Raw genomic sequence first — 25,818 nt, forward strand, 5'->3', positions numbered from 1 at the left:
GCGCGGCAGGCGGATAGGGTGAGCGCATGCACCAGGGGGCGGGCCCATCCGAGCAGGCACTCTCGATCGCCGATCCGGACACCGGCCTCGACGCGGAAGAGGCTGCCCGGCGTCTCGCCGCGGGTCTCGGCAACTCGGTCGACGCCGACACGTCGCGCAGCGTCTGGAACATCGTGCGCGCCAACGTGTTCACTCTGTTCAACGGCATCGTCGGGGCGTGCTTCCTCGTCCTTCTGCTGGTGGGCCGATGGCAGGACGCCCTGTTCGGCCTGGCCGCTTTCGCCAACGCGATCATCGGCACGGTGCAGGAGTTCCGCGCCAAACTCGCCCTCGACCGTCTCGCCCTGCTGAACGCGCCGCGCGCCCGCGTGCGACGCGACGGTCGCGAGGTGGAGATCGCGCCGGCGGAGGTCGTGCTCGGCGACGTGCTCGTGCTGCGAGCGGGCGATCAGATCGCTGCGGACGCTGTGCTCGAGCGCTCCGTGGCGCTGCAGGTCGACGAGTCGATGCTGACCGGCGAGTCGGATGCGGTTGACAAGCGCCCCGGCGACGAGGTGCTCTCGGGGTCGATCGTCGTGGGCGGCGAGGGCGACGCGCGGGTCGACAAGGTCGGGGCCGACTCGTACGCGAATCGCTTCCAATCCGAGGCCAAGCGCTTCTCGATGGTGCGCAGCGAGCTTCGCACCAGCATCGACCGCGTCCTGAGGTGGGTGAGCTGGGGGATCGGACCCATCGGGCTGCTCGTGCTCAACGCGCAGGTCATGGTCGCGGGCGGCTGGACGGTGATCTTCTCGGAGGGCCGCTGGGAGCAGGCGGTCGTCAACACGATCGCCTCGCTCACGGCGATGATCCCGTTGGGCCTCGTGCTCATGACCTCCATCGCGTTCGCCGTCGGGGCGGCGAAACTCGCCGCCAAACAGGTGCTCGTCAACGAGCTGCCGGCCGTCGAGGGACTCGCGAGGGTCGACGTCATCTGCCTCGACAAGACCGGCACGCTGACCGAGGGTGAGATCACCTTCGACGCCGCTCATCCGCTGCCGGATGCGGCGGAGGGCTGGGAGAGCGCGCTCGCGTGGTACGGCGCGGCCCCCGATGCCAACGCGACGGCGCGGTGTCTGCGCGAGCCGTATCCGAACGCGCCGGACACTCCGCCGACCGCTCGGATCGGGTTCTCGTCCGCCCGCAAGTGGAGCGCGGTCTCGCTGGCGGGGGCGACCTGGGTGCTGGGCGCGCCCGAGATGGTGTTTCCCGAGGAGGCGACCGATGCCGCATCCGTCCTCGGCGCGCTCGTCACCGGACTCGCCTCGCGGGGACTGCGCACGCTCGTGCTGGCGCAGGCGCCGGTCGAACTCGACGACCGGGACGTGGCGGAGGAGCGGCTTCCGGCTCCGCTCCGCCCCGTCGCGGTCGTCACGTTCCGGGAGCGCGTGCGTGCGGATGCGGCGCAGACGCTCTCGTACTTCCACGCGCAGGGTGTCGGCGTGCGCATCATCTCGGGTGACAACCCGCGCACGGTCGCCGCCATCGCCCGCGATGTGGGGCTCGATGTCGTCGAGGGATACGACGCGCGTGCGCTTCCCGAGGATCAGGAGGCGCTGGCAGAGGTCCTCGAGTCGAACACCGTGTTCGGGCGGGTCACCCCCGAGCAGAAGAAGGCGATGGTGCTCGCCCTGCAGAGCCGCGGGCACACCGTCGCGATGACGGGAGACGGCGTCAACGACGCGCTCGCCATCAAGAGCGCCGACATGGGGATCGCGATGAACTCCGGCGCCGCAGCGACCAAGGCCGTCGCGCGCCTCGTGCTGCTGGACGGCAGGTTCTCGCACCTGCCCGACGTCGTCGCCGAGGGGCGTCAGGTCATCGCGAACATCGAGCGCGTCTCGATGCTGTTCCTCACCAAGACCGCCTACGCGACGGCACTTGCCATCCTGTTCGGCACGCTCGTCCTGTCGTTCCCGTTCCTGCCGCGCCAGCTGTCCATCACCGACGGGCTGACCATCGGCATCCCCGCGTTCTTCCTCGCGCTCATGCCGAACGCCCGGCGATACATCCCGGGCTTCCTGCCGCGCTCACTCGCCTTCGCCCTGCCCTCAGGGCTCATCGTGGCGCTCACGCTCACCGGATACGCGCTCGTCGCACGTTCGATCGGGGTCGGGGAGGACCAGCTGCGCACGGGCTCGACCATCATCCTCGCCGTCGTCGGCATCTGGATCCTGTCCATCCTGTCGCGTCCGCTCAACCGCTTCAAAGTGATCGTGATCGGTGTCATGTTCCTCGCGCTGATCACGCTGTTCACGGTGCCGTTGTCGATCGAGTTCTTCCAGCTCGTCGATCCCGGCCGCGAGGGCGCGTACGCCCTGACCCTGTTCGTGATCGGCGCCATCGGCGCGATCGAGATCGTGCGCGTGTTCCACGTGCGGTACGTTCGCGCCTCGCTCGCCCGCTCTCAGGGGGCGAAGGGGTCCGGCGCGGTCTCCCGCGAGCGGAAGTAGCGCGAGCCCGGCGGCGTCCACAGGACGACGAGAAGAGCGATCTGCAGGGCGATCTGCACGAAGAGCAGGCCGTCCCAGGTGTCGCTGGTGACGATGGTGATCACGTGCAGCGTGAGCTGGATGCCGATGTAGACGGTCACGAGCAGCCGGGACAGTCGACTGCCCCGTGCGATTCCCGAGGCGACCGCGAGCGTCAGGAGCCCGAACAGGATGATGCCCGCGCCGATGAGCGAGACGGCCAGCACGTCGGCGGCGGCGACGTCGTACCGGCTCAGCAGCACGAGGATGCCGAGCACGACGTTGTAGGCACCGGTGAGGGAGACCAGCACGACCGCGAGGGTCACCGCGACGGGGCGGCGGACGTGGTGCTGGTTCACGCGACCACCATAGCGGCCGCCCGGCTCAGCCGACCGAGCAGCCCAGCCGCGCCTGCGAGGCGCGCATCGCGTCGATCTCCGCGGTCTGGTTGACCTTCATCGTCTCCGCGACCTGGAGCACCCTGGGGATGCTGCCGCGCTCGAGCACGGCATCGGCCATCGGGATGGCGCCCTCGTGGTGACGGATCATGAGCGTCAGGAACTGGCAGTCCAGCGCCGTGCCGGTCGCGCTGCGGAGTTCGGCCAGCTCCGCATCGGTGGCCATCCCCATCGAGGCGCGTACCTCGGCCGGGTCGGCGTCGGCTGCGGTACCGTGCGAGCCATGACCGTCGGTGTCGTCCATCCAGCTCATGAGAGTGCCCTGCTGCGGCACGCCCCACTCGGTGAGCCACTCGAACATCCAGCCGTTCTGCGACGCCTGACCGGTGGCGATGTCGTACGAGAGCGCCTTCACGATGTCATCGTCCGTGCCGCGGTAGGCGATCATCGCCATCTCGACGGCCTGGTCGTGGTGCACCTGCATGTCGCGGGCGAAGCCGATGTCGGCGGCGTTGGGTACGGCGGGGCCGTTGCTGAAGAGCGAGAAGCGTCCGATCGCGAAGCCGACCGCGATAACGGCGAGCGCGACCAGCCCGATGGCGATCCATCGGGCCGGTCGGCGCTCGGTGCGTTCGGTCATCGGGTCACTGACGGCCGGGGGCGTCGACGCCGCCGCTGCAGACGGCGTTCGGCTCGGGCGCGTTCTGGCTGCGCCAGTACTCCTCGAAGAACTCCGGGATGCGGGTGTCGTCGGCCGTGTCGAGCTTGAGCTGCGCGTTCCATGCGCTCAGCACGATGGGGGAGTCGAGGCCATCGTACGGCGAGAGCAGCGTGTACGTCTGCGGGAAGTAGCTCTTCAGGGTCGCGAGCTCGTCGTCGCCCACCCGCGCCGGGTCGTAGGTGACCCAGACGGCGCCGTGCTCCATCGAGTGCACGGCGTTCTCGTTCGGGACGGGCTCGGTGTAGATCCCGCAGTTGAGCCAGATCGGGTTGTGCTCGCCGCCCGCCGGCGGGGTCTGCGGGTACTCGACCGGGCCCTCGACGTGATTCGTGGTGTTGGAGAAGGTCTCGACGCCGTCGATGACGGCGCCCGTGGAGTCCTGGGCGCCGTAGGTGACCGGCTTCGGCGTGAAGACGATCGAGGCGACCACGAGCGCGACGACGACGACCGCTGCACCCGAGCCGACGACCCACCACACGAGCTTGCTGCGCCGACGCTTGGCGAGCTGGCGCTGGTACTCGGCGAGCTTCTCCTGGCGGCGCTGCTCGCGCTCCTGCTTCTGGGAGCTGGCGATCTTCGCCTGCGTCGCGGGATTGCCGCTCTGGCGCTTGTCGGGCGTCGGGGTCATGTGATGTACGTCCTCGGGTGAGTGGGGGCACGGAAGGGCGGGACAGGGGCCGTGCTGCCGGCCCGGGGGGATTCTATGCGAACGCATCGTGTATGGGCTGGGAAGTCATCCGGGCCGGTGTCGGAGGAGCTCGGATAGAATCGGTCTGCCGCTCGAATCGTTTCGAGTGCCGCCCGCCGCTCGGCGCCACCCTCTCTTGCGAACTGGTACCCCTTTGTCTGACGTCCCCGCTCCCGACCGCAACGAGACCACCGCCACCGGTTCGGTGCGCGTGCCGCGCCCGGCCACGGGCGCGATCCGCACGCTCGGCTCGAACCCGGCGACCGCCCCCATCGTGCTGCACCCCGGCGATGCCATGCCCACGTGGCGTCGCGTGCTGTACATCGTGTTGCTGGGCGCGCTCACCGCGCTCGGACCGTTCACGATCGACCTGTACCTCCCGGCGTTCCCCATCCTCGAGGCGGACTTCGACACGACCGCGGCGATGATCCAGTTGACCCTGACGGGCACGACCATCGGATTCGCCCTGGGCCAGCTCGTCGTCGGACCTCTGAGCGACAAGCTGGGGCGCCGCGTCCCGCTGCTGATCGTGACCGGTCTTCACATCGTGGCGAGTGCGGCCGCCGCCTTCGCCCCGGATCTCGTGAGCCTGGGCGTGACCCGCGTGCTCATGGGCGCGGGCGCCGCGGCCGGCGGTGTCGTCGCGGCGGCGATCGTGCGCGACCTGTTCGGCGGACGTCGACTCGTGGTCATGCTCTCGCGGCTCGCCCTCGTCTCCGGCGTGGCGCCGGTGCTGGCGCCGCTCGTCGGCTCCTGGCTGCTGCAGGTCATGCCGTGGCGCGGGATCTTCGTCGTCCTCGCCGTCTACGGCGTGGTCATGCTGGTCTCCGCGCTCATCTTCATCCCCGAGACCCTCCCGCGCGCCCGCCGTCAGGAGCGGGGCTCGACGACGATCTGGCAGCGCTACCGGAGCGTCTTCAGCGACCGCGTCTTCGTGGGCGTGCTGATCATCGGCGGCATGACCTTCAGCGGGCTGTTCTCCTACCTGTCGGCGTCCTCGTTCCTCTTCCAGCAGAGTTACGGCTTCGACGCGCAGCAGTACGGCCTCCTGTTCGCCGCCAACTCGGTCGGCCTCGTGATCGGTGTGCAGACCGCATCCCGGCTCGCCGCCCGCTTCGGACCGCAGTGGGTTCTGGCGTTCTCGACGTCGGCTCTCGTGCTGACCGGTGCCGCCATCATCGTCGGCGATCAACTGCACCTGGGCGTGTGGGGCACCGTCGTGCCGCTGTTCCTGTTCATGACCACGTGCGGATTCACCTTCCCGTGCGTGCAGGTGCTGGCGCTCGACCGGCATGGCAACGCTGCGGGAACCGCGCAGTCCATCATCGGAGCCACGAACTTCGGCGTCGCGGGCATCATCTCCCCGCTCGTGGGCGGACTCTCGCACGGGGCGCCCATCTCGCCCACGACCATGGCCTCGGTGATGGTCGGCTGTGGCGTGATCGCCGCGCTGTCGCTCTGGTTCATCGTGCGGCCGCGCTCGGTCGCCCAGCTCGCGCCCTGATACACCATCGCGACCCACTCCGCGGATCCCGGATGCGCGTGCCAGACTGACGCGATGAACCAGCCCAGCGCCTCTCCCCGTGGCATCCTGTGGGTCGGGGGAGGACTCGTCGCGATCGGGGTGGCGATCGGGGTGTGGATCGCGCTGAGCGGTGACGCGCCGTTCGCCATCGACACCGCCTGGAACGACCTGCTCGCCGCGTCCGCCTCGCCGTTTCTGACACAGCTCTCACTGTTTCTCAACGTCGCCGGCGGAACGCTCGTCGGTTCGCTCGTCGTGCCCGTGGTCGGCGTGACGATCCTGATGCTGGCGAGACGTCCCTGGTCCGCCGCGACGCTCGTGATCGCGATCGCGGCGAGCGCGCTGGTCGTGCAGATCCTGAAGAACGTGTTCGCGCGGGGGCGTCCCGCCGACATGTCGGTGCTGAGCGACTTCGGTTCGTATCCGTCGGGCCATGTCGCGAACGCCGCCACGGTGGCGGCCATGCTCGTCGTGCTGCTGCCACGGGTGTGGACGATCATCGTCGCCGCCGCGTGGGTGCTGCTCATGGCGTTCAGCCGCACCTACCTGCACGCGCACTGGCTCACCGATGCGATCGGCGGCATCGCCGTCGGCGTGGGCGTCGCGCTGGTGTGCGTCGCGCTCCTCGGTCGCCGCCTCGAACCCGAGCGCCGCTGAGGCGGCGTCTGCGCTCGACCTGTCAAGAGCCGCCTCCCGCCGCGGGCGGCGGGCTTACCCTCGCAGCATGACGACGCTCTCCTCGCCCACCGGGCACGAGCCCGCCCTTCGCGCCCAGAACCGCGAGGACGGCTCGGCGCCGCTCGTGCTGGTGCTGGGCGCCACCGGATACATCGGCGGACGGCTCACCCCGCGCCTGCTGGCCGCGGGCTATCGGGTGCGTGTGCTCTCCCGTGACGCCGAGCGCGTGCGGGCCCTGCCGTGGGGGAGCGACGTGGAGATCGTCGAGGGCTCCGTCACCGACGCCGAAGCCATGGCCGAGGCCTGTGACGGGGTCGACGTCGTGTACTACCTCGTGCACTCGATGGGGCAGGGCAAGGGGTTCGAGGACACCGACCTCGTCGCCGCGCGCACGGTCGCGGATGCGGCGGCCGCCGCATCCGTCTCACGCCTTGTCTACCTGGGTGCGCTGCATCCCGAGGGCGTGCCGCTGTCGCCGCACCTCGCGAGCCGGGTGGAGGTCGGCGAGGTGTTCCTCGACAGCCCGGTTCCGACCGCGGTGCTCCAGGCCGGCATCGTCATCGGCTCGGGTTCCGCATCCTTCGAGATGATCCGCCACCTCACCGAGGTGCTGCCGTACATGCCGGCGCCGAAGTGGGTGCGCAACCGCGTGCAGCCGATCGCGGTGCGCGACGTGCTGTACTACCTGCTGGGGGCGGCGCGTCTCGCCCCCGAGGTCGACCGGGCTTTCGACATCGGCGGGCCGGACGCGCCCCGCTACGGCCAGATGATGAACGGCTACGCCGTGGAGGCGGGCCTCCCGCAACGCCCCATCGCCCCTTTGCCGGTGCTGACGCCGGGACTCGCCTCGCACTGGGTCAACGTCGTCACCCCGGTGCCTCGTTCCATCGCGCGACCGCTCATCGCCTCGCTGCAGAACGAGTGCGTCATCAAAGACCGCTCGATCGACGAGGTCATCCCGCCGCCGGAGGGCGGTCTGACCTCGTACCGGCGCGCCGTGCAGCTCGCGCTGGGGCGCGTGGACGCCGACGACATCGAGACGAGTTGGCAGGACGCCGAGGTCTCCGGGGTCCCCAGCGACCCGCTGCCGAGCGACCCCGAGTGGGCGGGGCGGACGGTCTACACCGATGCGCGCAGCGCCGTGACGACCGCGTCCCCGGAGGATCTCTGGAGCGTCGTGGCAGGTATCGGCGGCGAGAACGGCTGGTACTCCACGCCGATCCTCTGGGCCGTGCGCGGGTGGATGGACCGCGCGGTGGGCGGCGTGGGTCTGCGCCGCGGCCGACGCAGCCGCACCCGCGTCGCCGTCGGAGATGCGATCGACTTCTGGCGCGTCGAGGCGGTGGAGCCCGGACGGATGCTGCGGCTGCGTGCCGAGATGAAGGTACCGGGTCTCGCCTGGCTCGAGCTTTCCGTGACGCCCGAGCCGAACGGCTCGCGCTACGACCAGCGGGCCGTGTTCTTCCCGCGCGGACTCAGCGGCCGGCTGTACTGGTTCGCGGTCCTGCCGTTCCACGGCTTCGTCTTCCGCGGCATGGCCGAGCACATCATCGCGGCCGCCGAAGCGCGCGAGCTCTGACGCGGGTCGTAGGCTGACCGGTATGCGTCTGGCGGCTGTCATCACCGTGTCCGATCGGTCCGCCGCGGGCGAGCGCGAGGATGCATCCGGACCCGTCGCGGTCGAGCACCTGCGGGCCGCAGGGTGGGAGTGCCCACCGGCTCGCGTCGTCGCGGACGGCGCCGACAGCGTCGAGCGCGCCCTGCACGCGGCGCTCGACGACGGCGCCCGGCTGATCGTCACCTCGGGAGGCACGGGCGTCTCGCCCCGGGACCAGACGCCCGAGGGGAGCGCACGCGTCATCGAGCGGGAGCTGCCCGGCATCGCGGAGGAGCTGCGACGGCGCGGTGGTCAGAGCAAGCCCGCGGCGCTGCTCACCCGCGGTCTGGCGGGCACCGCGCGGGGCGCCTTCATCGTCAACCTGCCGGGGAAGCCGGCCGCGGTCGCGGAGGGGATGCCGCTGATCATCGCCGTCGCCGATCACGTCATCGACCAGCTCGCCGGAGGAGACCACTGATGCCCGTCGTCATCGCCCGCGTGAGTGCCGAGCCCCTCGATCTCGATGCGCACCTCGCCGCCGTGGACGACGCCGCATCCGGCGCGCTCACCACGTTCGTGGGTCGCGTCCGCGACAACGACCCGGATGCGCGGACCGCGGTCGTGGCGCTCGAGTACTCGGCCCACCCGGATGCGGAGCAGTTCCTGCACCGCATCGCCGAGCAGGCCATCGGCGACACCGGCGCGCTCGTGGCGGTCAGTCACCGCATCGGCCGGCTGGAGGTCGGCGACGCGGCGGTGGTCATCGCCGTCGCATCCGGGCACCGCGATGCGGCCTTCACCGTGTGCCGCGAGGTGATCGAGCAGATCAAGCGCGAACTGCCGGTCTGGAAACGCCAGGTCGAGTCCGACGGCACGACAGCGTGGAAGGGCCTGGGCGGCTGAGCTCAGCCACCCGCGAAGGGCGGCAGCACGTCGACCAGGGTGTCGGCGTCCAGCGGCGCATCGTCGTCGCGCCGCGCTCCCGCGACCAGCACGGCGCACCGGGGCAGGATGCCGCCGAGTCCCGGGCGTTCCTCGGCCAGGGCGCGTCGGAGCTCTCCGACCGTCGTCTCCGTGCGATGCTCCTCGGCTCGCCCCGCGAGCTCCTCGGCGGCGGCGAAGTAGCGGACGTGCGCCATCACGCCTCGCGTTCGGTCACGAGATCGGTGATCTCGGCGATGGCCCGCCGCACGTCGTCGCTCGAGCCGCCGGCTCGTCCGGCCGCCAGCCCTGCGGCGAAGGTGCTCACCGGTGCCGCGGGGCGTGCGACGCCGCGCGCCACGACGCCCGCCAGATCCAGTACGGCCGAGATCGGCAGGTCCTCGGGCGCGAGGCCCAGACGTTCGGCGATCTGCGCCGCCCACTCGTCGAGAGCCTCCGGCGGAAGGTGCTCGCTCATCTGTCGTCCTCCTTCTCGGCACGGGGCGCGACGGCGCCCGCGTCCTGCAGATCCTCCCATGTGTCGATATCGGCCACGACCTCGTCCGGTGCGCGAACGACCGCGATCGCGAGCTCGGCCATGATCTGGCGCACCGCCTGATCCCTGCCTTCGTCGTCGAGGGATGCGGCTCCGCGCGCCAGGGCGGCGGTGCGGTAGAGCCCCGTCAGCCACTGCGGACGTGACGAGGCGTCGCCGAGGCAGATGCCGTCGGTGTCGCGGGGCAGCAGCTCCTTGTCCGTCATCAGGCGGGCGACGGCTTCCGCGGGACGGACGAGATCGACCGCGAGCACGAGGGTCCACGCCGCGTCGGCCGCGGCGATCGTCATCGCGGCATGCAGCGCTGCCGCGGGGCCGGTGAACGCCGGGTCCTCCCGCACCCATCGCACGTGATCGGGGGCGGGATCCACCTCGGGACCGGCGACGATGACGTCGACGGCTCCCGCCGCTCGGGCGGCGTCGACCGCGCGCTCGAGCAGGGTGGCGCCCTCCAGGCGCACGAGCGCCTTGGGGATGCCGTCGAGGCGTGCCGCGCGGCCACCGGTCAGGATGATCGCCTGCAGGTCGCTCATGCCTCGCCCGGACGCTGCCAGGTCCCGGACTTGCCGCCCTCCTTGCGCACGATCCGCACGTTCTCGATCGACGGGGACTTGTCGATCGCCTTGACCATGTCGATGACGGTCAGTGCGGCCACGCTCACCGCCGTGAGCGCTTCCATCTCCACGCCGGTGCGGTCGGCCGTCCGCACGGTCGCCTCGATCTCGACGCCCTCGTCCACGACGAGGAGGTCCACGACCGCCCCGTGCACCCCGATCACGTGCGCCAGAGGCAGCAGGTCGGGGGTGCGCTTCGCCGCCTGGATGCCGGCGATCCGGGCGACGGCGAGCACGTCCCCTTTGGGAACGGAGCCGTCGCGCAACGCCGAGACGATGTCGGCGGACGCGCGCACGAGGCCCCGCGCCGTCGCCGAACGGACGGTCGGCTGCTTCGCGGTGACGTCGACCATGCGGGCGTGGCCCGCCGCATCCAGGTGGGTGAAGCTCATGAGATCAGCATGACATCGACGAGATCGCCCTCGCGGACCTCCTCGACGTCCGCGGGCACGACCGCGTAGGCCTCGGCGCGCGCGAGGCCGCCGGCCAGGTGGGAGCCCGAGCCGCCCGCCGTCGCAGGTCCCACGCGCCAGGCTGCGGCATCGGAACGGTCGATCGCCGCAGGGAGGTACTGGCGGCGGCCGGGCGGCGTGCGCCAGCCGGTGGCCGCGGGGAGGCGGATGATGTCGCGGTGCAGCGCGGTGCGACCGAGCATCTGCAGCAGCGCCGGGCGCACGAACACCTCGAAGGAGACGGCGGACGAGACCGGGTTGCCGGGCAGGGCGAACAGGAGGGGACCCGCGGCGAGGCGCCCGAAGCCCTGCGGCTTGCCGGGTTGCATGGCGACCTTGGGGAAGGTGATGTCGCCGCTGAGCGCGTTCTTGACGACCTCGTACGCCCCTGCGCTGACGCCGCCGGAGGTGATCACGACGTCCGCGCCGGCGACGCCTGCATCGTGAAGGACCTCGAGCAGCGACGTGTCCGTGTCGTCGACGCTCGCGCGCAGCACGACCTCGGCGCCCGCGGCCGCTGCGAGCCCCGCCAGCAGCATGCTGTTCGACTCGGGGATCTGCCCGCGCCGCAGGGGGAGGCCCGGGGCGACGAGCTCGTCGCCGGTGGAGACGACGGCGACGCGCGGGACCCGCGTGACCTCGACCTCGCCGACACCCGCCGCCGCGACCGCCGCGATCTGGAGCGGGCCGAGCCGGACGCCCGCTCCGATCACCACATCGCCGGCGGAGAGATCGGCGGCGCGTCGACGGACGTGTGCGCCGGATGCGGGCGGCGCGATGAGAACGGCGATCTCGCCCAGCGAATCGTCGAGTCCGCCCGCGGTGTGCTCGAACGGCACGATGGTGTCGGCGCTGGTGGGCACGGGGGAGCCCGTCATGATGCGCGCGGCTTCCCCGGGGAGCAGGTCGGGGTCGAGGGCGGTGCCTGCGGGCAGATCGGCGATGACCCGCAACCGGCGCGGCTCGGCATCCGTGGCGTCGCGGACGTCGGCGAAGCGCACCGCGAAACCGTCCATCGCGGAGTTCTCGAAGACGGGGATGTCGACGCCGGCGTGCACCGGCGCGGCGGTCGTGCGGCCGGCCGCCGCCGACAGGGCGACCCGCTCGGCGGGCAGGGGCGCCGCCTCGGCGAGCACGACGGCGAGCTGTTCCTCGACGGTGCGGATGCTCATGCGCGGCCTCCGCTCCACGCATCCATGCCGCCAGCGAGCACCACAACGTCGGCGCCCGCGGCGGCGAGGGCGCGGGCGGCGCGGTGCGCCCGCATCCCGGCCTTGCAGACCACCGCGTACGGGCCGGCACCGAGCGCGGCGGGATTCTCGAGGACGAGGGCCAGCGGCACGAGCTGCGCGCCGGGAACCGTGCCCAGGTCCGTCTCCTCGGGCTCGCGCACGTCCAGTACGGCGACGCCGGCGGCGCGGCGCGCCTCGAACTCGGCGGTGTCGATCTCGGCGATGTCGGGGAGCGGAAGGGGCGCCGGCGCCGAGCTCTGGTCGCTCGGGCGCAGCAGGACCTCGCGGACGCGGGCGGTGAGGGCGTCGACGAGCAGGATGCGGCCCAGCAGCGGCTCGCCGATCCCCGTGATGAGCTTCACGGCCTCGATCGCGAGTGCTCCGCCGACCTGCACGCACAGGGCGCCGAGGACGCCGACCTGGGAGCACGACGGCACCTCGCCCACCGTCTCCGGCGGGTACAGATCCGCGAGCACCACGGGAGCGACGCCCTTCGGCGGCGCCGACCAGAACACGGTCACCTGGCCTGCGAACTCCTGCACGGTTCCCCACACGAGAGGGATGCCGCGGCGCTCGCAGGCCGCGGCGACCGCCGCGCGGGTGGCGAAGGTGTCGCTGCCGTCAATGACCAGGTGGGCGTCGGCGAGCAGCTGATCCGCGTTCGTCTCGTCGATGCGCGCACGGATGCCGGTGACCACGGTGGCCGACCCCAGGTCTTCGGCGGCACGGCGGGCGCTGTCGATCTTCGGGGCCCCCACGTCCCCGACGCGGTGGAGCACCTGACGCTGCAGATTTGTCAGCTCGACCTCATCGTCGTCGATGACGATGAGCTCGCCCACACCGGCGGCGGCCAGTGCGAGAACGACGGGAGAGCCGAGTCCGCCGACGCCGATGACGGCGACGCGGCCGGCGGCGAGACGGCGTTGACCGAGCTCACCGAATCCGGCGAGGACGGCGTGGCGTGCGGTGCGGGCGCGCTCGGACTCCGACAGCGCGGCAACCGGCTCGACGAGCGCGGGCAGGGACATGACCCCAGGGTAGCCGCGGCCGGCGGGTGGGGGATCGGGCGGAGACCAGGGCGGCGAGCCGGGAGACCGCCCGCGGCGCACCGCTTTCCGGGATGCCGAGTGCCAGACTTGCCGGATGCGGATCGGAGAGCTGTCGGCGAGGACGGGGGCGTCCGTGCGGGCGCTTCGGTACTACGAGGAGCAGGGGTTGCTCCATCCGCGACGCACCTCCGCCGGTCAGCGTGTCTACCATGCCGATGACGAGCGCGTCGTCAGCACCATCCGGGACCTCTTCGGTGCGGGGTTCTGCAGTTCCGTGATTGCTGCCCTCCTGCCTGCCGTGAGTGAACCGGACGCGTCCGCGACGGCTGTCGAGGCGGTCTTCGACGCCGCCGAGGCGCGACTCGCGAGCGAGATGCGACAGATCGATCAGGAGATGCGCGCGCTTGCCGAGCTTCGCGCGAGATGGGGACTTGCCCCTCACATGCGCGTCAGGGGTGAGGCTGGGAGTCATGACACATCCCCCTCGCCCGAAGCAGCTCCGTCTGATCATCGAGACCGACGACTTCGATGAAGCCCTTCGCTTCTACCGCGACATCCTGGGCATGCCCGAGCAGGTGGCCTTCGCCACGGACGGCGAGGACCGGGTCGCGATCCTCCACGCGGGCGTCGCGACCATCGAGTTGGCCACCGGCGTCCACGCGAGGAACATCGACGCGGTCGAGGGCGTGCCGCCGGGGTCGGGCTCGCCGCTTCGCATGGCCCTTGAGGTCGAGGACACCGTCGACGCCGTCGCGCGGGTCGTCGACGACGGCGTGATCGTTCTCGCTGCGCCCACGCACACGCCCTTCCGGTCGCTCAACGCGCGCGTGCAAGGGCCGGCGGGGTGGCAGGTCACGCTCTTCCAGGAGTGCGAATCCCTGGAGCAACGCCGGAAGCGGCCCGGGTTCCTGACCGATGGTGAGCGCGACCGGTCGTCGGAGCCGTAAGCAGCAGGGATCCCCGACCGAGTGCTCAGCCGACACGGCCACACGGTTCGGGTGCACGATTGAGACGTGGATGCGGAAAAAATGACGAACAATGCCCGCGGATGCGGCTATTGTCGCTGGCATGCGCTCTTTCAAGGTGTCTCACGCCGCCCGGCTTCTCGGCGTCAGCGACGACACCGTCCGGCGGTGGATCGACCAGGGCATCCTGCCGACGACCGATGCCACCCCTGTCGAGATCCCCGGCGACGCGCTCGCTGCACGGGCGAGCGAGCTCGCCGCCGCATCCGATGATCCGAGCGACGTACTCTCCAGCGCCCGCAACCGCTTCGTGGGCCTCGTCACGCGGGTCCAGATCGATGGGGTGATGGCGCAGGTCGACATCCAGGCCGGGCCGCACCGGGTCGTCTCGCTCATGACGGCGGAATCGGCCCGCGACCTCGCTCTCGAGCCCGGATCCCTCGCCGTCGCGGTCGTGAAGGCCACCACCGTCATCGTCGAGACCCCGAAGGACTGACATGCCCGCTCGCCGCCTCTCCCTGATCGGCCTGGTCGTCGCGGGCTCCCTGCTGCTCGCCGGCTGTGCCGGCGCCGGCGAGCCGGCGTCCGCCCCGAGTGCCTCCGGCGCCGCGGAGCTGACCGGGACGCTCACGATCTCGGCCGCCGCATCCCTGAGCGGCGCGTTCGACGAGATCGCTCAGGACTTCGAGGCGGAGCACCCCGGCGTGCGGATCCAGCCCATCTCGTACGACGGCTCGTCGACCCTCGCAACCCAGATCATCGGCGGCGCCCCCGTCGACGTGTTCGCCTCGGCGGACGAGAACAACATGGACAAGGTCGTGGATGCGGGCCTCGCCCAAGGGCCGCAGGTGTTCGCCACCAACACGCTCGTCATCGCGGTGCCCCGGGGGAACCCCGCCGGCATCGAAACGCTCGCCGACCTGGCAAAGCCCGGTGCGACCGTCGTCCTGTGTGCGCCTGAGGTGCCGTGCGGCGCCGCATCCCAGAAGCTGCTGAGCGCAGCCGGCGTGACCGTGACACCGGTCAGCCAGGAGCAGAACGTGACCGCCGTGCTGACGAAGGTCGCCGCCGGCGAGGCCGACGCGGGCCTCGTCTACGCGACCGATGTCAAGGGCCGCGACGACGTGGACTCCCTCACGCCCGAAGGTGCGGAAGCCGTCGTCAACCGGTACCCGATCGTCGCGCTGAAGGACGCACCGGATGCGGAGGCCGCCGCGGCCTTCGTCGCGTACGTGCGCGGCGAACGGGGGCAGCAGATCCTCGCCGCGCACGGCTTCGGCGCACCGTGAGCGGGGCGCCCGGCGGTCACCTGCCTCGCTCGCTCGCGATCCCCGCGGCGGTCGGGCTCGCATTCCTGCTGCTGCCTCTGCTCGCGCTGATCGCCCGTGTCGAGTGGTCCACCTTCCTCTCGGACATCACGTCGCCGGCTGCGCTGAGCGCGCTCACGCTGTCGCTGGGCACGGGGGCCGCCGCAACGGCCGTCTGCGTCGTCGTCGGCGTGCCGCTCGCGCTGCTCATCGCGCGTGCGGCTCCTCGCGCCGCGGCCGTGCTGCGCGCGCTCGTGACCGTGCCCCTCGTGCTCCCGCCGATGGTCGGCGGTGTCGCCCTGCTGTACCTGTTCGGTCGCAACGGGGTGCTCGGCGACGCCCTCGGTGCGATCGGGGTGCGCGTGCCGTTCACGACGACGGCCGTCGTCCTGGCGCAGGTCTTCGTCGCGCTCCCGTTCCTCGTGCTGGCGGTGGAAGGATCCCTGCGCGCGATCGGAACGGGCTACGAGCGAGCCGCCGCATCCCTCGGCGCCGGCCGGTGGACGGTGCTGCGCCGTGTCACCCTTCCCCTGGCGGGTCCCGGGCTCGTCGCCGGCGTCGTGCTCTGTTTCGCGCGGGCGATCGGCGAGTTCGGGGCGACGGCGCTGTTCGCCGGCAACGCTCCGGGCGTGACCCAGACCATGCCGCTTGCGATCTACACGGCGTTCAACGGGGCCGGCGTGTCACAGGGCGCCGCCGTCGCGCTGTCGCTGCTGCTGCTGGCGACCGCGGTGCTGGTGCTCCTGCTCGTGCGGGCCTGGCGGCCGGGGGCGGTGCGATGACTGCGGTGCACGCCCGCATCCACGTCTCGCGGGCGGGATTCGACCTGGATGTTCCCCTCTCGGCGGCGTCCGGCGAGACGGTGGCGATCATGGGCCCGAGCGGTGCCGGCAAGTCCACGCTCCTGGACGCGCTCGCCGGTCTCGTGTCGCTGACCGATGGGCGGATCGTCCTCGACGAGGAGGAGGTCTCGACACCGCGGTTCCAGCTCGCACCGGCGCGCCGCGGCACCGTGCTGCTGGGCCAGGACCCCCACCTGTTCCCGCACCTGAGCGCGCGCGAGAATGTGGCATTCGGCCCCCGCGCCGCCGGGACGCCGGCGCGCATGGCGTGGGGGATGGCGGAGGAGTGGTTGGCGCGGGTAGGACTCGCGGATGCGGGGAAGCGGCGACCCGCCGACCTGTCCGGGGGCCAGCAGCAGCGCGTCGCGATCGCGCGCGCTCTCGCCGCATCCCCTCGGCTCGTGCTCCTCGATGAGCCGCTGACCTCGCTCGATCCCGTGACGGCGGACGGCATCCGGGCGCTCCTGGCCGAGCATCTCGTCGGCAGGACGTGCGTTCTGGTGACGCACGACGCGGTGGATGCGGTCGCCTTCGCCGATCGCGTCGCGGTGGTGGAGGCGGGCCGGCTCACCCAGGAAGGCGCGGTGCGCGACGTGCTCGGCGCGCCGGCGACGGCGTTCGTCGCGTCGCTGGCCGGGCTCAACCGCGTCGTGGGCGCCGCGGCAGCAGGCGGAGTTCGGGTCGACGGTGCGCTGATCGAGGGACGCGGAGACCTCCGCGGGGCGCCGGAGGGAGCGGCCGTGTTCCGCCCCGGGGATGTGAGGATCGTGGGCGACGGGGCGCCCGGGTCGTGGTCGACCCGCGTCGCGCGCGTGGAGCCCACGATCGCGGGCGCGCGCGTGCACACGGCCACCGGTGGGATCGCGGTTGACATGTCGCTCGACGAGCTTGCGGCGCACGGCCTGCATGCGGGGGCGGAGGTCACGCTGTCCGTCGACCCCCGTCGCGTGCGCATCGTCCCCGCCTGATCTGCGTCCCCGCATCTCCGCCGAGTGAGCACCCGATCGCCGAGTGAGCAGCCCATTGAGTGCTCGCTCGACAAATGGATGCTCGCTCGGCGGGACGGGAGGGGCGGGTACGCTCGGCGCATGGGAGTCATCCGTCCGTTCCGCCCGGGTGACGAAGACGCGCTGGCGGCGGTCTGTCTCGCGACGGCGGCCGCCGGTTCCGACGCTGCGGGCATCCTGACCGACGACGGGCTTTGGGCCGACCTGTACCTGTCGCCGTACCTCGATCGGCATCCCGATCTCGCCTTCGTCGCCGAGGACGCCGAGGGGCGGCCGGCGGGATACATCGTCGCGACCGACGACACGATCGCCTTCGACGCGTGGTTCGCCGAGCACTGGTGGCCGGACCATCGCGCGCGTTACGCGCACACCGACGCGATCGCCAGGCAGTGGGCGATCGTCGCCGAAGCGGATGCGCGCACCGAGAGCAGCGCGCTGCGGGCCACCCACCCCGCGCACCTGCACATCGACCTGCTGCCCGTGCTGCAGGGGCAGGGCACGGGGCGGCGTCTGGTCGACACGCTCGTCGAGGCGCTGCGCGAGCGCGGCGTGCGCGGCCTGCACCTCGGCGCGGACGCCCGCAACGCGGGAGCGCTGGCCTTCTACGACCGCCTGGGATTCGCGCGCGCCGCGTCCCCCGAAGGCGCTCAGCTGTTCACGCTCGAGTTCTAGACCTCAGGCGGATGCCGCCAGCCGGCCGTTCTCGAGACGCACCTCCCGGTCCACCAGCCCCTCCGGGGGTGCCACGTGCGAGATCAGTATGACGGCGCGGTCGGCCTCGACGGCACCGAGCAGGTCGCGCAGCAGCCGATCGGATGCGGCGGGATCCACGCCCGCCGTCGGCTCGTCGAGCACGAGCACCGGGAACCGTGCGAGCAGCGCCCGTGCGAGCGCGATCCGCTGCGCCTGCCCGCCGGAGACGAGGGCGCCGCGCTCGCCGAGGTCGGCATCGAGGCCGCCTCGCTCGCGTGCCCATTCCGCGAGCCCGACACGTTCCAGCACATCCCAGAGCTCCGCATCATCCGCGCTGTCGCGAGCGAAGAGCAGGTTCTGGCGGAGCGTTTCGTCGAAGAGATACGGCGACTGTTCGCAGAGACCGATCGTCCGACGCAGGTCGTCGCCGGAGATCTCGCGCACCTCCACGCCACCGATGCGGTAAGAGCCCTCGTAGTCGAGGAAGCGCACGAGAACGTGCGCGAGGGTCGTCTTGCCCGCGCCGCTCGGGCCCGTGACGAGGACCCGCTCGCCCGGGCGCACGTGAAGGTCGATGTCCGCCAGCCGGCCGGCGTCGTCGACGGATGCGGCCGCGGCGTCGTCCTGGAACGTCTGCGCGGCGAGGCGGTCGGGCCAGCGGGCCGCGACGCCTGACAGGCGCAGTCCGTCGCCGAGGGCCGGGGCCTCTCCCATCGCCGCCGGTTCGTCGCGGGGGAGTCCCGCGGGCACGTCGTCGGGCACCGTCTCGGCCACGCGCTGTGCGGCCGTGCGCACCTGACGCCATGCGGCGAGGGCCAGCGGTACGGTCCCGAAGACTTCGAACACCGCCATCGGCAGAAGCACGACGACGGCCAGCGCGGGCCCGTCGAAACCGCCCTGCCCGAGCAGCGCGGCGCAGGCGAGCAGAGTGGCGAGCGAGGCGACACCCGCCACGAGCGACACCGCTCCGGAGGTGAGCCCCTGTGCGCCGGCGCGGCGCACCGTGGCCTGGCGCAGCTGCTCGTCGGCGTGACGGATGCGGGTGCGCGCCGCATCCGTCGCCTCGAACGCGGTGAGCACGTCGAGAGCGGTCAGCTGGTCGAGGAGGGCGTCGGAGAGGTGGGAGCGCAGCGGCGCGATGCGCTTCTCGGCCCGTGCGCCGGCGCGCCAGCCCACCCACGCGGCCAGCGCGAACGCCGCCGCCAGGCACACGGCGAGCACCGCGGCGGCGATCGGTTGAAGGAAGGCCGTGAAAACGACACTGGCAACCGAGGCGAGGGTGGCCGTCGCGAGGGGCATGACGACGCGCAGCGGCAGGTTCTGAAGTTCGTCGACGTCGTCGACGAGGCGGGACAGCAGCGCCCCGCGCCGGGTCGTGCCCAGTCCGTCGGGGGCGAGCGGCACGATGCGGCGCACGAGGTCGGCGCGCACGGTGGCGAGGCGCCCGAGCGCGGCATCGTGGCCGCTCAGCCGCTCCAGGTAACGGAAGACGCCGCGTCCGAGGGCGAAGGCGCGGACGGCCACCACCACCGCGGTGATGTACATGACCGCGGGCTGTTCGGCGGAACGCGTGATGAGCCAGGCACTGGCCGCCAGCAGTGCGATCGCGCTGACGGCGGTTCCGGTGCCGGCCGCGAGCGCCCACCAGAAGCTGCGCAGCGGCGGCTGCGCCGACCGCAGGACGTCGGAGGTCCTCACGACGCGCCTCCCTCTCCGATCGCGTCCACCGCGGAACCGAAGGCGGCGGTCGACGAGACGGCGACGACGCGATCGGCGATCGTCCGAGCCGTCGGCCGGTGCGAGACCAGCAGCACGGCGGCGCCCTCGGTCTGGGCCGCGCGGCGCACGGTCTGCCACAGAGCAGCCTCGGTGCGCGCATCGAGGGCGCTCGTCGGCTCGTCCAGTGCGAGCACGGGCGTACCGCGGCGCCGCATCCGGTACAGGGCGCGTGCCACCGCGACGCGCTGCGCCTGGCCGCCCGACAGCCCCGCGCCGGCGACGCCGAGCGACAGTGCACCGTCGACATCCGCGACGGCGTCGGCCAGGCATCGCGCCACGAGAGCCTCATCGGGATGCTCGCCGCCGAGGGCGACGTTCTCCGCCACCGAACCGCTCACGAGGCCGGGTCGCTGACCGGCCCACGCCAGGATTCCGCGGGCGGCCGTATCCGTCGCCCGGGAACCCGCGACCTCGATACGACCCGTGTACTCGGCGAAGCCGAGGAGCGCGGCGAGGATGCTCGACTTGCCCGCGCCGCTGGGGCCCTCGAGCAGCACGACCTCTCCGGCCGACAGCTCCAGGTCGATCGGGCCGATCTCACGATCCCCGCGCGGTACGCGCAGATCGTCCAGGCGAAGCAGAGGGCCGGCTGTCGTCGGCGGCGTCGCCGGGGCTGGGGCGACCGACGCTGCGGACGTCAGCGCGCGGGCGTCGTCCAGAGTCTGGAAGATCTCGTCGGTCGCGGCGACGCCCTCGGCCGCGGCGTGGAACTGCACACCCACCTGCCGCAGCGGCAGGTACGCCTCCGGCGCGAGGAGGAGCACGAACAAGCCCACCAGCAGCGGCATCTGTCCGCCCAGCAGACGGAAGCCGATCTCGACCGCGATGATCGCGACGGAGATGGACGCCAGGAACTCGAGCGCGAAGCCGGACAGGAACGAGACGCGCAGCACAGCCATCGTCTCGCGCTTGTAGTCGCCCGTGACGGTCTCGATGCTCCGCGCGGCGCGGTGCTGGCGGCCGAAGACCTTGAGCGTGCCGAGACCCGCCACCGTGTCCGCGAAGCGGGACGCCAGATGCTGCAGGGTCCCGTACTGTCGGCGCTGCACGGTCTGTGTGGCGAGACCGATCAGCACCATGAACAGGGGGATGAGAGGCATCGTGAGTACGACGATGAGGCCCGAGAGCGGATCCGAGACGAGGATCGTGACGATCAGGACGGGCATGGTGATCGCGGTCGCGACCAGCTGCGGCAGGTAACGGCCGAAGTAGGCGTCGAGCGCCTCCAGACCGTGGCCAGCCGTGACCGCGAGCGCTGCGCTGTTGCGGCGGGACAGCCATCCCGGGCCGAGTCGGTCGACAGCCGACACCAGAGCTGCGCGCAGCTGCAGCGACGCTCGCGCAGCTCCCAGCGCAGAGGTGCGCTCGGATGCGGCGATCAGCAACCCCCGCACGAGCGCGAGTGCCGCCGCGCCGCCGAGGGCCGGAAGGAGCGTCTCGACGGGCTCGCCGGCGATGGCGCCGACAAGCGCGGTCGTCAGCAGCCAGGCGAAGCCGATGATCACGCCGGTCTGTGCGAGCACGATCGCCGCCGTGATCAGCAGGAAGTGCCGCGACGCGGAGCTGTATCGCAGCAGCCGCGGATCGATCGGGCGGTTACTGCCCGACGCGCGGGTGGCGGCGTCCGTACTCACTCTTCGATCCTGCCTCATGTGCCGTCGGACCGGCCGATGCTCGCAAGCATCCGCCGGTCCGACGGGGTGTGCCGTCATCCGCTCCGAAGGGGTGGAGCGGATGACGGCGGTCAGTGGACGACCTCTGCGGCCTTCTCGATCCGCGAGCGCATCACGCGCTTGCGGAAGACCCAGTACGTCCATCCCTGGTAGAGCAGCACGAGCGGCAGGAAGACCACCGCGGCCCAGGTCATGATCGTGAGGGTGTAGTCGGTGCTCGAGGCGTTCTCGATCGTCAGGGTGCCCGCGGGGTCCGTCGAGGAGGGCATGACGTTCGGGAAGAGCGCGAGCCACAGCGTCAGCACGGCGAATGCCACGGTGCCCGCGCCGAAGGCGAACGCCCACCCCTCGCGGTCGGTCGCATTCGCCAGGACGGACGCGATCAGCAGCACGGCCGCGAGGACAGCGCAGATGATCACGAGCGGCAGCGCGGGAGCCTGGGCGCCCATCGCGTTCATGACCGTCCAGCCGAGGAACGCGGCGGCGACCACGACGGTCAGCAGTCCCGAGGTGCGGGCCAGCTTGCGGGCGTCGGTGCGCACCTGGCCGTCGGTCTTCAGCGCGACGAAGTACACGCCGTGCGTGAAGAACAGCAGCAGTGTCGTGAGACCGCCGAGCAGGCCGTACGGGTTCAGGAGCGTCAGCAGCGAACCCGTGAACTCGTGGTGTGCGTCCAGTGGGACACCCTGCACGATGTTCGCGACCGCCACACCCCACAGCAGTGCGGGAAGCGCGGAGCCGACGACGATCATCGTGTCGAAGCCCTTCTTCCACCGCAGCGAGTCGCGCTGGTGGCGGTACTCGAAGGAGACGCCGCGGGCGATGAGGGCGAGCAGGATGAGCAGCAGCGGCAGGTAGAACCCGCTGAACAGCGTGGCGTACCACTCCGGGAATGCCGCGAACAGGCAGGCGCCGGCGACGATGACCCACGTCTCGTTGAGGTCCCAGACGGGGCCGATCGTGTTGATGATCTGCCGGCGGCCGATGTCGTCCTTGCCGAGGAACGGCAGGGACATCCCGACGCCGAAGTCGAAGCCGTCGAGCACGAAGTATCCGACGAACAGCACGCCGACGATGAAGAACCAGAGGTATGCGAGATCCATGGCGAGCTCCTCAGTAGACCGTGGTCATGCGGTGGGCATCGTCGTCGGCGCTCTCGCCGTCCCCGGGTTCGGGGATCGGCTCCGGGCCCTTTCTCGCGGCCTTCAGGATCAGGCCGAACTCCACGACGGCCAGAGCCGCGTAGGTGAGGGTGAAGGCGATCAGCGAGATCAGCACGTTCCATCCAGGAACACTCGGCGAGACGCCGTCCTGGGTCAGCATGAGACCGAACACGATCCAGGGCTGACGCCCCATCTCGGTGAACAGCCAGCCGACGAGGCTGCCGAACATGGGCAGCGGTGCCGACCAGATCGCCACGCGCCAGGCCCACTGCGGGACGGCGCGCTTCGCCTTCTTGCGGGTGAGCCACAGGCCGACCACGGAGACGACTGCCGCAAGGCCGCCGAAGCCGATCATCCAGCGGAAGGACCAGTAGGTGATCCAGATCGTGGGGGCGAAGGGCAGGTCGCCGCCGAGCTGGTCGGCGAAGACCGGCCAGTTCTGCGTGTATTCCGCGTTCAGGTTGTTGATGCCCTCGACGCAGCCGTCGAGCGTGTGCGTCGAGAGGAACGACAACAGATACGGCACGCGCAGCGACCAGATCTCGCTCGTTCCGTCGGGGGTGCCGAGCGAGAAGATCGAGAACGAGGCGTCCGCGCCGCACGCCGTGTTGTACAGCGCTTCAGCGGCCGCCATCTTCATCGGCTGGGTGGCGACCATCTGAAGGCCCAGGAAGTCGCCGGAGATGGCGGTGCCGGCGAAGGAGATGATGACCGTCCACATGCCGAAGCGCAGAGCGGGACGCATCGTCTCGAAATGCTTCCCGCGGGCCAGATGCCAGGCGGCGACGGCGACGACGACGGCGGCGGCGAACATGATGGCGGCGAACATCGTGTGCGGGAAGGTCGCCAGCACGACGCGGTTGGTGAGCACCGCGAAGAAGTCCGTCATCTCGGCGCGGGTGCCGTCGGGCGACATGGTGTAGCCGACGGGGTTCTGCATGAAGGAGTTCGCGGCCAGGATGAAGTAGGCCGACAGTGTCGCGCCGATCCAGGCGCACCAGATCGTCGCCAGGTGCACACGCTTCGACAGGCGATCCCAGCCGAAGATCCACAACCCGATGAAGGTCGCCTCGAAGAAGAAGGCGAGCAGGCCCTCGAAGGCGAGAGGGGCGCCGAACACGTCGCCGACGAAGCGCGAGTAGGCCGACCAGTTCATTCCGAACTGGAACTCCTGCACGATGCCGGTCACCACGCCCATGGCGAAGTTGATCAGGAAGATCTTGCCGAACAGGCGCGTGAGCTGGAGCCACTTGGTCTCGCCCGTGCGCACCCACCAGGTTTGGAAGATCGCGACGATCAGGCCCATGCCCAGCGTCAGCGGGACGAACAGGTAGTGGTACAGCGTGGTCAGACCGAATTGCCAGCGCGCGAGCGCGAGCGGATCAAGAAAATCCATGAGCGTCCCCTTCAGAGCCCTCGCCTCGACTCCGGGCCGCGGGACCGGCCGGATGAGAGGTTGCGGCACAGTGTCGCAGTTCGAAATGAGATGGCCGCAGGGGGCGGCCGTGAATAATGGCGGGGAATTTCCACCCCGATGCGCGCCGGGGCCCTGAGCCTGGCACGTACCCTCGTGTCATGGGCGATCGAGCGGCGGAGGTGAGCGGATGACGGCGATTCCGCTCCAGCTGCGCCGGACGCCGCCCGTGGATGCGGGGGAGCAGGGCCAGGGCGATCCGCTCGTCGACGCATTCGGCCGGGTGCACCGGGACCTTCGCATCTCGCTGACCGACCGCTGCTCGTTGCGCTGCACGTACTGCATGCCCGAGCAGGGCAACGAGTGGCTCGCGCGCAACAGCATCCTGACGACGGACGAGATCGAACGCGTCGCGCGCATCGCCGCCGCCGACGGGATCAGCACGTTCCGCCTGACCGGCGGCGAGCCGCTGCTGCGCCGCGACATCGTGGACGTCGTGGCCCGCCTGGCGCGCATCGAATCCCCCGACGGGCCGGTCGCGATCGCGATGACCACCAACGGGATCCGCCTGCCCGAGCTTCTGCCCGACCTCGTCGCCGCAGGCCTCAGCCGCCTGAACATCTCCATCGACACGTTGCGGCGCGACCGCTTCGCCGAGCTCACGCGTCGTGACCGACTCGACGAGGTGCGCGAGGCGATCGCGGCGGCCGCCGCATCCGGGCTCCGCCCGCTCAAGCTCAATGCGGTCGCGATGCGCGGCGTCAACGACGACGAACTGGTCGATCTGGTCGAGTTCGCCGTCGCCAACGACGCGCAGATGCGTTTCATCGAGCAGATGCCGCTGGATGCGGGTCACACCTGGGACCGTTCGCAGATGGTCACCCGTGAGGAGATCCTCGAGGCGCTCGGCCGCCGGTGGAAGCTGACCCCCGTCCCCGGCCGCGGCGGAGCGCCCGCCGAGCGCTGGGCGCTGGATGCCGGCCCGCACACCGTGGGTGTCATCGCGTCGGTCACGGCGCCGTTCTGCGGTGACTGCGATCGGATGCGGTTGACCGCCGACGGGCAACTGCGCAACTGCCTGTTCTCCACGACCGAGTACGACCTCGTGCCGCTGCTGCGCGGGGGTGCGTCCGACGCGCAGGTCGACGCCATGCTGCGTTCGTGCATCGCGGGCAAGCTCGCGGGGCACGCCATCGATGACCCCTCGTTCCTGCAGCCGTCGCGGGGAATGAACGCGATCGGCGGCTGAGGGCCGCACGTTCATGCCGGTAGTGTCACCCGCTGCGCGAGCATCAGCTTGACGACGCAGTTGCGCGGGTCGCACGAGGCGGCCATCTTGTCCACGCGCAGCGGACCTCCGGCCTCGGCGAGGACCCCGTCCATGAGCCCCAGGTGCACGTCGCACAGGGTCTCGCGGTGGTCGGGATCCGCGCCGGCGTTGGGGCAGGGGGAGATGTCGACGGTCAGCTCGGCTTCGTCGACGATCGGCTCGAAGCCGGCATCGCCGAGGTCTTCGACGAGGGCATCGATCTGGTGCACGGCATCCGGCGTGAGCCCGGTGTCTGACACGTTCGTCCACGGCATGATGCGGCGCATGAGGTCGCCGCGCTGCGCCGCCTCGCGCACCTTGCGCTGCGAGATGACGCTGATGCCCTGGCGATCCGAGGTGGTGCTGTAGAGCACGCGCGGGCGGCCCCGGGTGGTGCGGTGCTCGGTCTCGGCCACGATGTAGCCGCCGTCGAGCAGGCGCTGCAGGTGCTCGCGAACCGTGTTCGGGTGCAGCTCGGTCGCCTCGCACAGTTCGGCGACCGTGCGCTGTCCGCGCTTCTGCAGAACGTGGAGGATCTGGACGCGCGAGTAGCTGGAGATCGCGCTGTAGCCGGGGCGGGTCATGTCTTCATTGTTCATGTTCTCGGATGAAATTGAAAGGTCAGACCACAACATTTCCGAGGTTCTACAGTCCGAGCCGCGCATTCGTGCGGTGAGCGTTGTGGATTATCCACGGCTGCGACCGGAGAGCGCCACAACCCGCCC

Annotated in this window: 28 protein-coding genes; 14 read left to right on the forward strand and 14 right to left on the reverse strand. The window is 71.2% G+C overall.

The window, feature by feature from the left end:
- The first annotated feature begins 26 nt into the window (after nt 1–26).
- Nucleotides 27–2,492, forward strand: a complete 2,466-nt coding sequence (locus tag LXM64_RS04180; protein WP_234074755.1) for an HAD-IC family P-type ATPase — start codon at nt 27–29, stop codon at nt 2,490–2,492.
- Here LXM64_RS04180 and LXM64_RS04185 read toward each other — a convergent pair.
- Genes LXM64_RS04185 through LXM64_RS04195 form a run of 3 tightly spaced genes read right to left on the reverse strand, consistent with a single transcriptional unit; the run spans nt 2,447 to nt 4,257 of the window.
- A complete protein-coding gene (locus tag LXM64_RS04185) occupies nt 2,447–2,869 on the reverse strand; it encodes a hypothetical protein (RefSeq protein ID WP_234074756.1) in 423 nt (140 codons plus the stop codon). The two genes, LXM64_RS04180 and LXM64_RS04185, sit on opposite strands and share 46 nt — an antisense overlap.
- A 25-nt stretch (nt 2,870–2,894) precedes the next feature.
- Nucleotides 2,895–3,548 (reverse strand): DUF305 domain-containing protein, encoded by a 654-nt coding sequence (locus LXM64_RS04190; protein ID WP_234074757.1) that lies wholly within the window; start codon nt 3,546–3,548, stop codon nt 2,895–2,897.
- A gap of 4 nt (nt 3,549–3,552) precedes the next feature.
- A complete protein-coding gene (locus tag LXM64_RS04195; RefSeq protein ID WP_234074758.1) occupies nt 3,553–4,257 on the reverse strand; it encodes a DUF3105 domain-containing protein in 705 nt (234 codons plus the stop codon).
- Between the two features lie 214 nt (nt 4,258–4,471).
- Here LXM64_RS04195 and LXM64_RS04200 point away from each other — a divergent pair, with 214 nt between their 5' ends.
- The 5 genes from LXM64_RS04200 to LXM64_RS04220 all read left to right on the forward strand — a co-directional run bounded on the left by LXM64_RS04200 (nt 4,472) and on the right by LXM64_RS04220 (nt 9,020).
- Entirely contained in the window at nt 4,472–5,821 is a 1,350-nt protein-coding gene (locus LXM64_RS04200; protein ID WP_234074759.1) for a multidrug effflux MFS transporter, read from the forward strand.
- Nucleotides 5,822–5,875: 54 nt separating this feature from the next.
- The gene (locus LXM64_RS04205) at nt 5,876–6,499 is read left to right on the forward strand and encodes a phosphatase PAP2 family protein (protein ID WP_234074760.1); all 624 of its coding nucleotides are present in this window, start codon (nt 5,876–5,878) and stop codon (nt 6,497–6,499) included.
- 67 nt (nt 6,500–6,566) lie between these two features.
- Nucleotides 6,567–8,099, forward strand: coding sequence for an SDR family oxidoreductase (locus tag LXM64_RS04210; protein WP_234074761.1), 1,533 nt, complete (start codon nt 6,567–6,569; stop codon nt 8,097–8,099).
- Nucleotides 8,100–8,121: 22 nt separating this feature from the next.
- Nucleotides 8,122–8,595 (forward strand): MogA/MoaB family molybdenum cofactor biosynthesis protein, encoded by a 474-nt coding sequence (locus LXM64_RS04215; protein ID WP_234074762.1) that lies wholly within the window; start codon nt 8,122–8,124, stop codon nt 8,593–8,595.
- Nucleotides 8,592–9,020 (forward strand): molybdenum cofactor biosynthesis protein MoaE, encoded by a 429-nt coding sequence (locus LXM64_RS04220; protein WP_234075535.1) that lies wholly within the window; start codon nt 8,592–8,594, stop codon nt 9,018–9,020. The genes LXM64_RS04215 and LXM64_RS04220 overlap by 4 nt, the downstream gene beginning before the upstream one ends.
- A gap of 2 nt (nt 9,021–9,022) precedes the next feature.
- Here LXM64_RS04220 and LXM64_RS04225 read toward each other — a convergent pair whose 3' ends face one another.
- Genes LXM64_RS04225 through LXM64_RS04250 form a run of 6 tightly spaced genes read right to left on the reverse strand, consistent with a single transcriptional unit; the run spans nt 9,023 to nt 12,920 of the window.
- Nucleotides 9,023–9,256, reverse strand: a complete 234-nt coding sequence (locus tag LXM64_RS04225) for a MoaD/ThiS family protein (protein ID WP_137417791.1) — start codon at nt 9,254–9,256, stop codon at nt 9,023–9,025.
- On the reverse strand, nt 9,256–9,516 hold the full coding sequence (locus LXM64_RS04230) for a DUF6457 domain-containing protein (RefSeq protein WP_137417790.1): 261 nt from the start codon (nt 9,514–9,516) through the stop codon (nt 9,256–9,258). Before LXM64_RS04230 ends, LXM64_RS04225 begins: the two co-directional genes overlap by 1 nt.
- On the reverse strand, nt 9,513–10,127 hold the full coding sequence (mobA, locus tag LXM64_RS04235) for a molybdenum cofactor guanylyltransferase (protein WP_234074763.1): 615 nt from the start codon (nt 10,125–10,127) through the stop codon (nt 9,513–9,515). The genes LXM64_RS04230 and mobA overlap by 4 nt, the downstream gene beginning before the upstream one ends.
- The gene (gene moaC / locus LXM64_RS04240) at nt 10,124–10,600 is read right to left on the reverse strand and encodes a cyclic pyranopterin monophosphate synthase MoaC (RefSeq protein ID WP_234074764.1); all 477 of its coding nucleotides are present in this window, start codon (nt 10,598–10,600) and stop codon (nt 10,124–10,126) included. Before moaC ends, mobA begins: the two co-directional genes overlap by 4 nt.
- A complete protein-coding gene (gene glp / locus LXM64_RS04245) occupies nt 10,597–11,832 on the reverse strand; it encodes a gephyrin-like molybdotransferase Glp (protein WP_234074765.1) in 1,236 nt (411 codons plus the stop codon). Before glp ends, moaC begins: the two co-directional genes overlap by 4 nt.
- Nucleotides 11,829–12,920 carry a HesA/MoeB/ThiF family protein gene (locus LXM64_RS04250; protein ID WP_234074766.1) on the reverse strand — a complete coding sequence of 364 codons (1,092 nt, stop codon included), beginning with the start codon at nt 12,918–12,920 and terminating at the stop codon, nt 11,829–11,831. The genes glp and LXM64_RS04250 overlap by 4 nt, the downstream gene beginning before the upstream one ends.
- Nucleotides 12,921–13,035: 115 nt before the next feature.
- Between LXM64_RS04250 and LXM64_RS04255 the strand changes: the two genes are divergently transcribed.
- The 7 genes from LXM64_RS04255 to LXM64_RS04285 all read left to right on the forward strand — a co-directional run bounded on the left by LXM64_RS04255 (nt 13,036) and on the right by LXM64_RS04285 (nt 17,734).
- Nucleotides 13,036–13,473, forward strand: coding sequence for a MerR family transcriptional regulator (locus LXM64_RS04255; protein ID WP_234074767.1), 438 nt, complete (start codon nt 13,036–13,038; stop codon nt 13,471–13,473).
- Nucleotides 13,412–13,888 (forward strand): VOC family protein, encoded by a 477-nt coding sequence (locus LXM64_RS04260; protein ID WP_234074768.1) that lies wholly within the window; start codon nt 13,412–13,414, stop codon nt 13,886–13,888. Before LXM64_RS04255 ends, LXM64_RS04260 begins: the two co-directional genes overlap by 62 nt.
- Before the next feature lie 121 nt (nt 13,889–14,009).
- Nucleotides 14,010–14,402, forward strand: a complete 393-nt coding sequence (locus LXM64_RS04265) for a TOBE domain-containing protein (protein WP_234074769.1) — start codon at nt 14,010–14,012, stop codon at nt 14,400–14,402.
- Between the two features lies 1 nt (nt 14,403).
- Entirely contained in the window at nt 14,404–15,195 is a 792-nt protein-coding gene (gene modA / locus LXM64_RS04270) for a molybdate ABC transporter substrate-binding protein (protein ID WP_234074770.1), read from the forward strand.
- On the forward strand, nt 15,192–15,995 hold the full coding sequence (locus LXM64_RS04275; RefSeq protein WP_234074771.1) for an ABC transporter permease: 804 nt from the start codon (nt 15,192–15,194) through the stop codon (nt 15,993–15,995). Before modA ends, LXM64_RS04275 begins: the two co-directional genes overlap by 4 nt.
- Nucleotides 15,992–17,023, forward strand: a complete 1,032-nt coding sequence (locus LXM64_RS04280; RefSeq protein WP_234074772.1) for an ABC transporter ATP-binding protein — start codon at nt 15,992–15,994, stop codon at nt 17,021–17,023. Before LXM64_RS04275 ends, LXM64_RS04280 begins: the two co-directional genes overlap by 4 nt.
- A gap of 120 nt (nt 17,024–17,143) precedes the next feature.
- Nucleotides 17,144–17,734 (forward strand): GNAT family N-acetyltransferase, encoded by a 591-nt coding sequence (locus tag LXM64_RS04285; protein WP_234074773.1) that lies wholly within the window; start codon nt 17,144–17,146, stop codon nt 17,732–17,734.
- Nucleotides 17,735–17,737: 3 nt separating this feature from the next.
- On the opposite strand, the gene cydC is transcribed toward LXM64_RS04285, so the two are convergent.
- The 4 genes from cydC to LXM64_RS04305 form a co-directional block, all read right to left on the reverse strand.
- On the reverse strand, nt 17,738–19,453 hold the full coding sequence (gene cydC / locus LXM64_RS04290; protein ID WP_234074774.1) for a thiol reductant ABC exporter subunit CydC: 1,716 nt from the start codon (nt 19,451–19,453) through the stop codon (nt 17,738–17,740).
- The gene (cydD, locus tag LXM64_RS04295; protein ID WP_234074775.1) at nt 19,450–21,168 is read right to left on the reverse strand and encodes a thiol reductant ABC exporter subunit CydD; all 1,719 of its coding nucleotides are present in this window, start codon (nt 21,166–21,168) and stop codon (nt 19,450–19,452) included. The genes cydC and cydD overlap by 4 nt, the downstream gene beginning before the upstream one ends.
- Before the next feature lie 110 nt (nt 21,169–21,278).
- Entirely contained in the window at nt 21,279–22,310 is a 1,032-nt protein-coding gene (gene cydB, locus LXM64_RS04300) for a cytochrome d ubiquinol oxidase subunit II (RefSeq protein ID WP_234074776.1), read from the reverse strand.
- A 10-nt stretch (nt 22,311–22,320) separates the two neighbouring features.
- A complete protein-coding gene (locus LXM64_RS04305; protein ID WP_234074777.1) occupies nt 22,321–23,766 on the reverse strand; it encodes a cytochrome ubiquinol oxidase subunit I in 1,446 nt (481 codons plus the stop codon).
- A gap of 208 nt (nt 23,767–23,974) precedes the next feature.
- Between LXM64_RS04305 and moaA the strand changes: the two genes are divergently transcribed.
- Nucleotides 23,975–25,033 carry a GTP 3',8-cyclase MoaA gene (moaA, locus tag LXM64_RS04310; RefSeq protein ID WP_234074778.1) on the forward strand — a complete coding sequence of 353 codons (1,059 nt, stop codon included), beginning with the start codon at nt 23,975–23,977 and terminating at the stop codon, nt 25,031–25,033.
- An 11-nt stretch (nt 25,034–25,044) separates the two neighbouring features.
- Here the strand turns inward: moaA and LXM64_RS04315 are convergent, their stop codons facing one another.
- Nucleotides 25,045–25,677, reverse strand: coding sequence for a helix-turn-helix transcriptional regulator (locus LXM64_RS04315; RefSeq protein ID WP_137417775.1), 633 nt, complete (start codon nt 25,675–25,677; stop codon nt 25,045–25,047).
- Between the last annotated feature and the right edge of the window lie 141 nt (nt 25,678–25,818).

Source organism: Microbacterium binotii (genome assembly GCF_021398715.1).
GTDB classification, from domain to species: Bacteria; Actinomycetota; Actinomycetes; order Actinomycetales; family Microbacteriaceae; genus Microbacterium; species Microbacterium binotii_A.